Origin of the sequence: Nostoc sp. ChiQUE01b (genome assembly GCF_034531255.1) — a bacterium.
Taxonomy (GTDB): domain Bacteria; phylum Cyanobacteriota; class Cyanobacteriia; order Cyanobacteriales; family Nostocaceae; genus Nostoc.
The window spans coordinates 105,140-118,216 of record NZ_JAVRBM010000021.1; the positions used below are offsets into that span (position 1 = coordinate 105,140).

The following is a 13,077-nucleotide window of genomic DNA, read 5'->3' on the forward strand; positions in this document are numbered from 1 at the left end:
CCTTTATTGACGACGTTCTTGCAGCTTGCGATATACAGATTTTAAATCAACTTGATGGTGAGCTAAGGCAACCAAAGTATGATATAGCAAATCAGCCACTTCACCTGCGATCGCATCTGCTTGATCATCTTTAAAAGCCATTACCACCTCAGCAGTTTCCTCACCAATCTTTTTCAAAATTTTGTTATCGCCACCTGCAAATAGTTTACAGGTATAAGAACTTTCAGTAGGATTATCGCGGCGATCGCATATTATTTGAAACAATTGCGACAATGTATCTCCTGGTGGTGCAGCAATTTTTCCTTCTATTTGGTGAAAACAACTACGCTCTCCAGTATGGCAGGCAACATCTCCTAATTGTTCTACCCCGATGAGCAGCGCATCACTATCACAGTCATAACGGATACTTTGCACTTTTTGGATATGCCCAGAAGTCGCCCCCTTGTGCCACAATTCTTGCCGAGAACGACTCCAAAACCAAGTTTCTTCAGTTTCTAAAGTCTTTTGTAACGACTCCTGATTCATCCACGCCATCATCAGGACAGTACCATCTAGATAGTCTTGGACAATTGCAGGCACTAGACCCCGTTCATCGTAGCGAATTTTATCAATCGGGATAGTGTAATGCAGCGATCGCGAATCGTTAGAAGACATACCAGCTAGTTTGCTCTCATGAGAATAATTTATGGATTCACGATACCATTCAGAATAGGCTAGCTGGTATATTTTTTGGAATTAAATATCTGAAATCAAGTATTCATTGGACTTGCATAACATATTATTATTTTTTTGGTTCAGCTAATTTTATAGGATAGAAATTCTAAGCAGTGTTTGACCCTATCCTAAGATAGAGCGTTTTATTGCCCACTGTTAGGAGAGAACTTTGGTAAATACCACAATTAAAACAACAAAATCACAAGAAGTCTTCGCCGCTGCTCAAAATCTCATGCCCGGAGGAGTCAGTTCTCCAGTTCGTGCCTTTAAATCTGTGGGCGGACAACCCATCGTTTTTGATCGTGTCAAAGGCGCGTATATTTGGGATGTAGATGGCAATAAATACATAGACTATGTAGGCACTTGGGGCCCAGCTATTTGTGGTCATGCTCATCCAGAAGTAATTGCAGCGTTGCATGAAGCTTTAGAAAAAGGCACCAGTTTCGGTGCTCCCTCAGTCCTAGAAAATGTTTTGGCAGAAATGGTCATTGATGCCGTTCCTAGCATCGAAATGGTCAGATTTGTCAACTCTGGAACTGAAGCCTGTATGGGAGTTTTGCGGCTGATGCGGGCTTTCACCAACCGAGACAAAATCATTAAATTTGAAGGTTGCTACCACGGACACGCTGATACGTTTTTAGTAAAGGCGGGTTCTGGTGTTGCCACACTTGGCTTGCCAGACTCACCGGGAGTTCCTAAAGCAGCAACTAGCACCACTCTAACTGCACCTTTCAATGACCTAGAAGCAGTCAAAGCTTTATTTGAAGAAAACCGCGACGAGATTGCCGGTGTCATTCTTGAACCTGTGGTCGGCAATGCTGGATTTATCGCGCCTGATGCTGGCTTCCTAGAAGGGTTACGGGAATTGACTCACGAGTATGGAGCGTTGTTGGTATTTGACGAAGTGATGACAGGCTTCCGCATTGCTTACGGTGGCGCTCAAGAAAAATTTGGCGTCACTCCCGATTTAACAACCTTGGGTAAGGTGATTGGTGGTGGTTTGCCAGTGGGGGCTTATGGTGGTCGCCGAGATATTATGTCAATGGTTGCGCCCGCTGGCCCCGTATATCAAGCTGGGACTCTTTCTGGTAATCCTTTAGCGATGACTGCTGGGATTAAAACTTTAGAATTGCTGCAAAAGCCAGGTACTTACGAGTCTCTTGAGCGGATTACTAAAAAGCTAGCAGATGGTTTGCTGCAAATTGCCAAAGAAACTGGTCATGCAGCTTGCGGCGGTCAAATCAGCGCCATGTTCGGCTTATTCTTTTCGGCTGGCCCAGTTCATAACTACGAAGATGCGAAAAAGTCTGATACAGCCAAATTCGGACGCTTCCATCGCGGGATGTTAGAGCACGGTGTTTACTTAGCACCCTCTCAATTTGAAGCCGGGTTTACGTCTTTTGCTCACACTGAAGAAGATATTGAGCAGACTTTAACAGTTGCACGGGATGTAATGTCGAGCCTGTAAGCTATTAAGGGTAAGGGATTTCCAAATAAAAAGTATCTGTTACCTCTTGTGGGGTAAGATGCTCACCCCACAAAATGGATGATTTATAGGAAGTCCCTTTTTTGAGAGAGAAACAAGCGTGCGGAATTTTCGGACTCACTCTAAAGCATTATTTGCAGAATTTTCAGCAGTTAATGGTGCTCAATCGTCTTGCGCAGTTGGGGATGAAAGAAATTTTTTAACAAAGTTTTTTTGGGGTTTAATTCCCCTACCTAACGACGGCAGGACGTTTTGTGTCAAGGTAAAATCCTCGTCACAAAACGTAATTGCGAATTGCGAGTTGCGAATTGCGAATTGGTTTAACAGGTTTGCTCTCTACCGTCATTCCTCAAGGAAGGTCACATCTTCGTCATAATTTCGCAATGGCTTCGTCAATAGGATATGCAATATTTAGCCTATATTAAGATTCATAGTTAATCAGGCAGGATTAATAAATTATAAAGGGTTAAGTCCTTCGCAATTAAGAAGTGGCAAGTTTTGTAGCTCTTGTTTCAATCTCCATTGCAAAACTTAACTTAATTACAAATTATTTTACTTGCCTTTTACAGTTCTCGAAACTCCCCTTATACCCCATAGGTTACAAAAATTAATGCATAAGAAGGTGAGAACCTTCATGGTGAGAGTTTTGCTTATAGATATTAGATTATCCATCGGGTAAGGTATTTTTTCAGAGTCAGGGTTGGAGCTAACTTTAAAAAATATACCAATCATAACTGTAGCTTGTATGGTAAGGCTTACAGAGTATAAAAAGCTGCCATAAGTATTGTGAAAAAAAAGATGGTTTGACCTTGAAGGAGCTATGAAGTGGACGAGAATAAGTCATTTTTTGGTCTGCAAAAAATATTAGTTACGTTGCTTGTCTTGAGTGGCAGTATGAGTGCCAGCACAATGATGCTTATGAAGTCAAATTCCTCTAATGCTCAAAGTACAGAGAATACAAATGTAAACAATCTACCAAGCAAAGTTGGAATTGAGCAGCAGATTGAAGAACTAAAAGCGACAATGCTTAGAAGTTGGCAGCAACAAGTACAAACAAAAGGTTTTTCATATACTTTGCCACAGCGTTTTCAGGGAGCAATAGTTAATGCCGCAAAACTTACTCCCGAACAGAAAGTAATTGCGCTCACCTTTGATGATGGGCCATGGCCTGAAAGTACCGCGCAAGTACTCGATATTCTTAAAAAAAATCAGATTAAAGGGACATTTTTTCTGATTGGGCAAAACGTGAAGAATTATCCAAGCTTAGTGAAACGGGAGATTGCTGAAGGTCACGTAATTGGTAATCACACTTGGCATCACTGGTATCAATTCTTGAATCCACAAGCAGCTGCCTATGAAATTGACCACACAGCAGACTTGATTTATCAAGTAGCAGGGATTAAAACAAATTTATTTCGACCACCAGGGGGAATCATGCACAATGGGGTGGCTAGTTACGCTAGAAATAGCAAATATGCTATCATTCTCTGGTCATCTGACTCTGTAGACTACTCACGTCCTGCTGTACCAAAATTAATTAATAATGTGTTTAGGAGGGTCAAGCCAGGTGGAATTGTGCTAATGCATGATGGTGGTGGTAATCGCTCGAAAACTGTGCAAGCTTTACCAGAAATTATTGCCAACTTTCGGAAACAGGGCTATAGGTTTGTTACTATTCCTGAACTTTTAGAAATGCAAGATAAAGATCAAAAGCTGATTGCAAACAAAAAAACCGTCCAAAATTAACATCTGAACGGAATTTTAACGTATGGTTGTCATTAGTCATTAGTCATTAGTCATTAGTCATTAGTCATTAGTCATTAGTCATTAGTCATTAGTCATTAGTCATTAGTTATTTGCAATTACAAAGCGCAAAGTCAAGCCAGTCGCACAGGAAGGGTTTCCCGACTTGGGCGAAAGCGTTGCGGTAGCGACGCAGGAGCGTCACTGGCGTTGAGCGGAGGTTTCCTCCGCTCAGAATTTTGTAAGAGAGGACAAATAACCAAGGACGACTAGAACAAAAATTTTCACAATCTCATTTAGGATTGCTATGGTTATGTTGCCAGCTGTGTTGATACCTTACAACTACAAGTCAGGAGGTAAAATCACCTGGTCGATTGCGTGGATTACGCCGTTACTACCTGTGATATCTGCCTGTGTAACTTTAGCATCATTGACAGTTACACCGGTAGCAGGATCAACTTTAACGTTGATTGTGCCACCTTCAAGGCTTTTAACTTCGCCAGACTTCAAATCAGTAGACAATAACTTACCAGTCACCACATGGTAAGTTAAAATCTTCAGCAATACTTCTTTGTTATCTGGCTTTAACAATTCTTGCAAAGCATCTGCTGGTAACTTAGCAAAAGCTGCATCTGTGGGTGCAAAAATAGTTAAGTTATCTTTGCCTTGCAAAGTTCCGGTTAATCCTGCTGCTTTCAAAGCCTTGGTCAACGTGGTAAAGGAAGCGTTTGACTCTGCCAAGGCTAATAAGTTTTTGCCTTGATTGCCACTTGCCCCTGGCCCTGGTGGAGTTGTGGTCGGTGTCTCAGTGGGTTGAGTACCTGGGGTGACGGGTGTAGGTTCAATAGGTGTAGCACTACCACCACCACGGTTATAGGGAGGCTCGTTGAAAATACTTGGTTTGGGATTTAGCGTTGCACCACTTTTCTGTGCTACTGGTTTGCGTTTGGTATTGCCCTTTTCTATTTGGGAAACGGCTTCAACAGGTGTGTATTGAGTGTTTGCTTGAAGGCGTTGACCTTGGTTATAGGGAGCTTCATTGAAAATACTAGGGTTAGGATTTAGTATCTCTTTCGCATCAGATGGTAAAGTAATGAGAACGCTGAAACTAGTAAATCCTGCTATGCCTGCCAACGTGGTCAGCAATTTGCTGTAATTTGTCTTCATAAATTTTGTTTTTCTTTTTGTCCACACATTACATAAAGATTTATAACATTTTGCTATGCACAAAATCTAACTTAAGAGGGAAGTAAGATTTTTCTCTAGAAGAGTTTGTGCTAGTAAAGTAAAATGTTTAACCTCGATTCACGCTGATAAGTATGAAATATATCTACCATATATTTCATATAATTTGAGCAAATTTTCTCTATCATCCGAAAATTTAAAAATCCCGCTCGTGTAACGTAAATTCTCAGAAAGTGTGAAAATCTCACCTCTACAAGTTAGGAGTTACAATCAGCTTCAAAGAAAGATTATACTTAAAAGACAATTTATATACAAACTTGTACGTAAAATAATAGTTGATTCATAAATCTTGAATTATATAGAGAATAAGGCTATATTTCAGAATTAACCATTGATTATTCAGCAAAAGCACAGAAATTAATTAGCGAAATATTTTAACGTAGGCTAACGCTGACAAAAATTGAAGTAACTGTTGAAGACCCACGAATAAGGGGTGAGGTTTATTTATATATAATATGCTGAATTAAATTACTTAGTTATTTGATATTTTAATCAATCAGAAAACAATATTTTTTTAAATCGATAATTTTGCCAAAAATTAGGCATCAGTTAAATCCTAATGTCAATTCAATAGACAGCTAACTAACTAATACCATTAACAATTCAAAATTCACGCATTCCAAATTCAAACATTTTAGACATTTTCAGACGGGGATTTAATTCCGACTGAAACTGACCGGCGAAGTGGCTTTGACTTTGCGCTACGTGTTTTGGTTGGGGTCTTAAATCCCTTGATTTACGATAAAAATTACTTAAACTAAAGATACAATTGTAAAGTTAATAAGTTGACCAGTTACAAGAGATAGAACACATGCTGGAATTATACCAATGGGAACTCTCTCAATACTCAGAGAAAGTGCGCCTAATTCTAGATTTTAAAGGACTAGATTACCGCAAAATAGAGGTTACGCCTGGGATTGGACAAGTAGAACTGTTCCGGCTAACTGGTCAAAGACAAGTGCCTGTATTAAAGGATCGTAATAAATATATTGCGGATTCTACGGAAATAGCTAAATATTTAGACTTAGAGTATCCCGATCGCCCCATAATACCGCAAGATCCTAAACAACGGGGTTTAACTTTATTAATAGAAGAATGGGCGGATGAGTCCATAGGCATTAAAGGTCGCAAAGCACTATTTGCTGCTATAAGTCAAGATCAAAATTTCCGTAAGTCTTTATTACCCACCTCAACACCAGATATATTTAAAAGTCTGGTTCAAGGAGTACCCACTGACTTACTGACAGTGTTGGGTTTTGGCGTCGGTTACAGTCCAGATGTGATAAAGTCAGCGATCGCATCTTTAAAACAAGACTTGGAAGCCTTGACGTTATTATTGGCAGATAGTCCTTATTTAACAGGAGATGAGCCGACTTTAGCTGACTTAGCGGTGGCTGGCTTATCGATATTACTCAAGTTTCCTGCTGGCCCCTATCTGGATTTACCAGCTTCTATCAGAGGTAAAGGATTGCCAATCTTTGCCGAGAATATAGATTATGAACCATTCTTTACCTGGCGCGATCGCCTTTACGCCCAATTCCGCAAACCGTTAATTAGTACGACTCCAACAACAGGAAGTGCGCCAACCTCGATTCAGATTGATTAAATAACAGGGAATGGGGAATGGGGATTGGGGACTGGGAGAGAATAACTCAAGACAAATGACCAATGACAAATGACCAATGACAAATGACCAATGACAAATGACAAATGACTAATCAGATGAATTCGGCACAGCCATTAGGTTCGGTCATTCAAGGTTCTCTAACTGAAGGTTTAGAAGTACGATTGCATCCTGACATTTCTGTAGAAGATATGCGGGTGGGTAAGTTTCTTGTTGTGCAAGGGATGCGATCGCGTTTTTTTTGTATGCTGACAGATGTAGCATTGGGAGCTGCTAATGCCCGAATTATTGCTAATCCCCCCAGTTGGGAAGACACTTTTTTACGAGATGTTTTAGCCGGCAGTGGTACTTATGGTACTATCAACCTCGCCCCGATGTTGATGTTCACTCCCGAAACTGAAGAAGCTTTCTCCCCAACAAATGGCAAATCGGCAAATCCTTTCCTCCCATCGGTGACGGGTTTAGCTTCATTTGTGCCACAAACCAGCACGACAATGGAATTGTTGCCTGTTAAAACTATTCCTAGCCACTTTAGTCAAGTTTACGATGCCAGTGTTGATGATTTTCGCCGGGTATTTGGTTGGGAAGATGACCCCCAAAGGCGCAACTTTTCCATCGGCAAACCTTTGGATATGGATGTGCCCGTTTGTATCGATTTGAATCGCTTCGTGGAACGGAGTAATGGGGTTTTTGGGAAATCTGGTACTGGTAAATCCTTTTTAACAAGGCTACTTTTAGCTGGTGTTATCCGTAAAAATGCGGCAGTGAACTTGATTTTTGATATGCACTCTGAGTATGGCTGGGAAGCCGTCGCAGAAGGGAAGAACGTCAATACGGTTAAGGGACTAAAGCAACTTTTTCCTAGTAAAGTGGAAGTTTATACCCTCGACCCGGAATCAACAAAGCGTCGGGGTGTGCGTGATGCTCAAGAACTTTATCTCAGCTATGAGCAAATAGAAGTTGAAGATATTAAGTTATGTAGCCGAGATTTAGGACTCTCTGACGCAGCCTTAGATAACGCCAATATTCTGTATAGCGAATTTGGCAAGTCTTGGATTGTTCAGTTGCTGAATATGACTAACGAAGAAATCGAGATGTTCTGCGAGGAGAAGCGGGGACATAAAGGCTCGATTATGGCATTACAGCGCAAACTCTTGCGGATGGATAGCTTAAAGTACATGCGAGCAGTTTGCCCCCAGAATTATATTAGTAAAATTGTGCAATGCCTGGAATCTGGGAAGAATGTTGTGATAGAATTTGGTTCCCAGTCTAATATGCTCTCTTATATGTTGGTGACGAATATGATCACCCGACGTATTCACGAGCATTACGTCAAGAAAGCAGACAAATTTCTGCAAAGCAAAAATCCTAGCGATCGCCCAACGCCATTGATGATTACCATTGAAGAGGCGCACCGTTTCCTTGACCCGGCTATCGTCCAAAGTACTATCTTTGGGACTATTGCCCGCGAGCTGCGAAAGTATTTTGTCACACTTTTGGTAGTTGATCAACGTCCATCAGGCATAGATAATGAAGTTATGTCGCAAATTGGGACTCGCATTACCGCTTTGCTGAATGATGAAAAAGACATTGACGCGATTTTTACAGGTGTATCTGGTGGTAGCGGATTGCGATCGGTATTGGCAAAGCTAGACTCGAAACAACAAGCTTTAATATTGGGTCACGCCGTTCCGATGCCCGTAGTAGTCCGTACCCGTCCTTATGACGCAACTTTTTACGCAGAAATTGGTGAGCCAGCCTGGGAAGAAAAACCTGACGCAGAAGTATTCGCCGCTGCTGAACTAGCCAAAGCTGACCTTGGATTTTAGATTGTCAGTTGTCCCTTGTCCTTTGTGTAGAGTCAATCAATATTTACTAATGACTAATGACCAATGACTAATGACTAATGACTAATTCGTAACATCCCTCCATTGTTACAGCAAATTAAGTTCGGTTATCCCGCTAGTTTTTGGCAACAGAAGAGGGGTTTTTGGCGTCACTATAGATGTAGTCAGTAATTTCAAGGGACTTTAAAATTTTTTTACATAACGGCTGCTTTTAAATTATAATGATAGGTTTTATCTTAAAACAGTTTACTATTTGCCTGATTTATCGTATCATAAGTTAAGTAGAACTCATACCGACTTCGGTTTCCCCAATCGGTGTCAGTAACTATCCAAGAGAAGGATTCTCAAAAATAACCAGCGTGCTTATATAAAGATTGAAAATTTAGGGAAGGTAGGGGAACCTATCATTGGGGGCTTACCGTCTTAACAACGGCTGTATCAATTAATTGCTTTTGGTAGCTCCCGATATTTCGTGATAGATGTACTACTTTTTCCCATCCATTTTAGTAATAAAACATACATTATCTTTACGAAGTAGAGGACATCGCACCAATGCCTACTGTCAATACCCAAACAGAAAACCTTAACACCAAATTCACGGCTGATATGGTGCGAACCTATCTGCGAGAAATTGGTCGTGTACCACTGCTAACCCGCGAACAAGAAATTATCTTTGGGAAGCAAGTGCAACAAATGATGACACTCATTGATGCCAAGGAAGCTTTGGCCAAGAAGTTGCAACGCGAACCGGATATTTCAGAGTGGGCCGATCACGTTCAACAATCGGAAACCGATGTGCAACAAACGGTGGCGCAAGGTAAGCGGGCAAAACAAAAAATGATCGAAGCGAATTTGCGCTTGGTCGTTGCTATTGCCAAAAAATACCAAAAGCGAAATATGGAGTTTCTGGATTTAATTCAGGAAGGAACGCTAGGATTAGAGCGGGGTGTGGAGAAATTTGACCCAATGAGGGGTTACAAGTTCTCAACTTACGCTTACTGGTGGATTCGCCAAGCAATTACTCGTGCGATCGCTCAACAAGGTCGTACTATTCGCTTACCAATCCATATTACCGAGAAACTGAACAAAATCAAAAAAGTGCAGCGCGAGTTGGCTCAAACCTTGGGGCGATCGCCGAGTCCAGCCGAAATTGCCAAAGAACTGGAACTAGAACCGACTCAGATTCGTGAGTACCTGAATATGGCTCGTCAACCTGTGTCTTTGGATGTGCGAGTTGGTGAGAACCAGGATACTGAGTTGCAAGAAATGCTCGAAGATGATGGCCCATCACCAGAGTATTACACCAACCAGGAATTCTTACGCCAAGACTTGAACAACCTGCTAGCAGAACTAACCCCGCAACAGCGAGAAGTTGTAGCCCTACGCTTTGGTTTAGAAGATGGTAATGAAATGTCATTGGCGAAAGTCGGTGAGAGATTAAATCTCAGCCGCGAACGCGTCCGTCAGTTAGAGCATCAAGCTTTGGCTCATCTGCGTCGCCGTCGTGCCAATGTCAAAGAATACGTTGCTAGCTAAAACAAGAGACGCGGAATTTCGCGTCTCTACACCACCTTGGTAATGTGCCTCCTGAATTCAGGAGGCGATTTTTTTATACTGAAAACCAGAAAAATGTGTGCTTGCTTCCCCGTAGGCAAATTTTTTATCGAACAGAATAAAGGCGTCAGTCGTCAGAATTCATACTTGTTTTCTGACGACTGACTCCTGAATTGTGTTTGATAAAGCTGAGGAGCGAGCTAAAATTACGTTGCTCTAAAGTCATCAAAGATTTGTAACTATAGAGTTATTTCCCAACTGTAGTAGGGCTAGACAAAGCTAAAATAATAGCTGGTTAACTGTATATCAGTCCGATCTTGAACTACTGCTAACAAGTCACCATCATTCTGATATATGAGTGTATCAAGGGCACTAGTTCCCTCATAATAGCCAGTACCAAGATAAAAAGAACTTGCACTTCCTTTCAGTTGGATATAGTCATACGTAGGATTGTAGTCTTGTATCGTAGCGTAGCCACCTCCTTGATAATAGTTTCCATAATAGGATGTACCTAAAACAAACCTATCGTAGCCATCGCCACCATTTAAGACATCATATTCATAACTATTGTAGACAGTTGAGCTAGAACCGTATAAAGTATCGCTACCACTTCCGCCGTATAAGGTGTCACTACCAGAGTCTCCGTATAAAACGTCGTTACCTGTGTAACCATATAGGTAGTCATTGCCACCATATCCATAGATGTAATCATTGTTAGTATTGCCATAGATGGTATCATTTCCATCATAAGCATAAGCAAAAACACTGTCTGAACCAGTGTAGTTAAAATAATCATTTCCACTTGTGCCGTAATAGTAATAAGCCATGTCTTTGCCCTCAATAATTTGGTTACATTCTTGATCGCTTTGATCTTAGATAGATACTAAAGGGCTAGTATTAAGTTTGTCGGTCGGAAAAGGTCGGGAAAAGGTCGGGAAAAGGTCGGGTTCTTTTTCGTAGATTTACGTAAACTTTTGACAAAAAATCAAGTTTATAATGTGAAGATTGTAGTGAGCCTGTATTACTACTGAAAGAAATGACAGTTGAAGAAGCGATCGCAATAGTTGAGCAATTATTGAAACGAGGATGCTTAACGAGAGCGCAAGAGATTGTATTTCGCTACGCTTGGGAAGGGAAAACTTATCTAGAAATGGCGCGAGCAGTCACTTATGACCCCGGTCACATCAAAGACATTGGCTCAGAATTATGGCGATCGCTCTCTCAAGCTTTGGGCGAAAAAGTTACCAAAAATAACCTGCAAGGAGTGCTGAAGCGAACTGCACAGCGACAACAGGACATCAACACCTCCTCAACCTTAAACTTTCAACCCTTTACGAACTATACAAATTGGGGGGAAGCAATCGACGTTTCCCAGTTCTATGGACGTACTACAGAATTAGAAACCCTCAGCCAATGGATTGTGAGAGATCGCGCTCGTGTAGTCACACTATTAGGTATGGGTGGTATGGGCAAAACCGCGCTCTCGGTGAAGTTAGCAGAACAATTGCAGGGAGAATTTGAATATGTGATTTGGCGATCGCTCCGACACGCACCTTTTTTTCACGACAAGGTGATGGAGTGGATCAAAATTCTTTCCGATCAACAAGTTACCATATTGCCTGCTTCCCCCTATGAGCAAATTACTTGTTTAATCGATTATCTCCGCAAATATCGATGCTTGCTGATTCTGGATAATTTCGACACATTATTGGAGCAAGGTAAAGGGACGGGCTGTTACCGTCAGGGCTACGAACCCTACGGCGAACTGCTGTGGCGATTAGGAGAAACTGGGCATCAAAGCTCTGTCCTGCTCACCAGCCGGGAAAAACCTCCTGAAGTCGCTGCCTTGGAAGGTGATGGTTTGCCAGTCCGTACCCTTGCTTTATCAGGATTAGAAGTCGCAGCTGGGCAAACAATTCTGAAACTCAAAGGGCTATCAGGCTCCGAGGACGAAACCCGCCAACTGGTTGAGTGTTACGGTGGTAATCCCCTAGCTTTGAAAATTGCCGCCACTTCCATTCGGGACTTACATGAAGGTAACATCGCCTGCTTTTTTGCGGAAGGCACAACCGTATTTCAAGGCATTGGCAATCTTCTAGAACAACAATTCAAAAGACTCTCCACGTCTGAGCAGCTAGTGATGTACTGGCTGGCAATTAATCGGGGCAAGCTTTCCTCGACAGAATTGCAAACAGCTCTTACACCAATATTGCCTAAGCCTAAGTTAATGTCAGTCCTCGAATCTTTACGCTGGCGTACCTTGATAGAAAGTAATACTGGAGGATTCACACAGCAACCTGTGGTGATGGAATATGTGACAAAGTGCTTGATTGAGCAAGTCTGCGAGGAAATCGTCACAGAATCACCGCAATATCTGCTGACTTATGTTTCGATGCAAGCCCAAGCAAAAGACTACATCCACGATAGTCAAATTCATCTGATTGTAAGACCTATCCTAAATCAACTACGAATAACCCTTGGCTCTGCCGATCAGCTTGAGGATAAACTTGGTAGACTAGTTAGAAAGCTCCAAAATGAAAAACCCCATCCACAAGGGGATGAAGTTTTTAGGCATGGGGAATGGGATAAGGAGATAAGAGGGGGCGGGAACAAGGCAGACTCAAACCATGTTTGGGCAGTTGCGGTGAGTCCAGATTGTCAACAAACGTTGATACCAGCCCGCACTTATGAAGACATGATTATTAACTAGGGTGACAGGGTTGACTGAAGCAGAGAAGCAGAGATATAGCCGTAGCCACATAGGTTAGGACAATGTTGATTGCTAAAAGCCTTGATTTCACTGGGTTTATACTCAGCACTCAGCACTCAGCACTCAGCACTCAGCACTCAGCACTCAGCACTCA

The 13,077-nt window shown here is 41.8% G+C and carries 9 protein-coding genes; 6 read left to right on the forward strand and 3 right to left on the reverse strand.

The window, feature by feature from the left end; genetic code table 11:
- Positions 1–3 precede the first annotated feature (3 nt).
- Positions 4–654 carry a bifunctional phosphoribosyl-AMP cyclohydrolase/phosphoribosyl-ATP diphosphatase HisIE gene (gene hisIE, locus RMY63_RS16295; protein WP_322729694.1) on the reverse strand — a complete coding sequence of 217 codons (651 nt, stop codon included), beginning with the start codon at positions 652–654 and terminating at the stop codon, positions 4–6.
- A gap of 229 nt (positions 655–883) precedes the next feature.
- Between hisIE and hemL the strand changes: the two genes are divergently transcribed.
- Together hemL and RMY63_RS16305 are read left to right on the forward strand one after the other, a co-directional pair.
- Positions 884–2,182, forward strand: coding sequence for a glutamate-1-semialdehyde 2,1-aminomutase (hemL, locus tag RMY63_RS16300; RefSeq protein WP_322729695.1), 1,299 nt, complete (start codon positions 884–886; stop codon positions 2,180–2,182).
- A gap of 843 nt (positions 2,183–3,025) precedes the next feature.
- A complete protein-coding gene (locus RMY63_RS16305) occupies positions 3,026–3,946 on the forward strand; it encodes a polysaccharide deacetylase family protein (RefSeq protein ID WP_322729696.1) in 921 nt (306 codons plus the stop codon).
- A 339-nt stretch (positions 3,947–4,285) separates the two neighbouring features.
- On the opposite strand, the gene RMY63_RS16310 is transcribed toward RMY63_RS16305, so the two are convergent.
- A complete protein-coding gene (locus tag RMY63_RS16310; protein WP_322729697.1) occupies positions 4,286–5,110 on the reverse strand; it encodes a fasciclin domain-containing protein in 825 nt (274 codons plus the stop codon).
- Positions 5,111–5,999: 889 nt separating this feature from the next.
- Here RMY63_RS16310 and RMY63_RS16315 point away from each other — a divergent pair.
- From RMY63_RS16315 to RMY63_RS16325, 3 genes are all read left to right on the forward strand, one after another.
- On the forward strand, positions 6,000–6,794 hold the full coding sequence (locus RMY63_RS16315) for a glutathione S-transferase family protein (protein WP_322729698.1): 795 nt from the start codon (positions 6,000–6,002) through the stop codon (positions 6,792–6,794).
- 116 nt (positions 6,795–6,910) lie between these two features.
- The gene (locus RMY63_RS16320) at positions 6,911–8,641 is read left to right on the forward strand and encodes an ATP-binding protein (protein ID WP_322729705.1); all 1,731 of its coding nucleotides are present in this window, start codon (positions 6,911–6,913) and stop codon (positions 8,639–8,641) included.
- A gap of 570 nt (positions 8,642–9,211) precedes the next feature.
- Positions 9,212–10,195, forward strand: coding sequence for an RNA polymerase sigma factor, RpoD/SigA family (locus RMY63_RS16325; RefSeq protein ID WP_322729699.1), 984 nt, complete (start codon positions 9,212–9,214; stop codon positions 10,193–10,195).
- Between the two features lie 287 nt (positions 10,196–10,482).
- Here the strand turns inward: RMY63_RS16325 and RMY63_RS16330 are convergent, their stop codons facing one another.
- Positions 10,483–11,040, reverse strand: coding sequence for a hypothetical protein (locus tag RMY63_RS16330; RefSeq protein WP_322729700.1), 558 nt, complete (start codon positions 11,038–11,040; stop codon positions 10,483–10,485).
- A gap of 209 nt (positions 11,041–11,249) precedes the next feature.
- Here RMY63_RS16330 and RMY63_RS16335 point away from each other — a divergent pair, with 209 nt between their 5' ends.
- Positions 11,250–12,923: an NB-ARC domain-containing protein gene (locus tag RMY63_RS16335; RefSeq protein WP_322729701.1), complete on the forward strand. Its 1,674-nt coding sequence runs from the start codon at positions 11,250–11,252 to the stop codon at positions 12,921–12,923.
- Positions 12,924–13,077 lie beyond the last annotated feature (154 nt).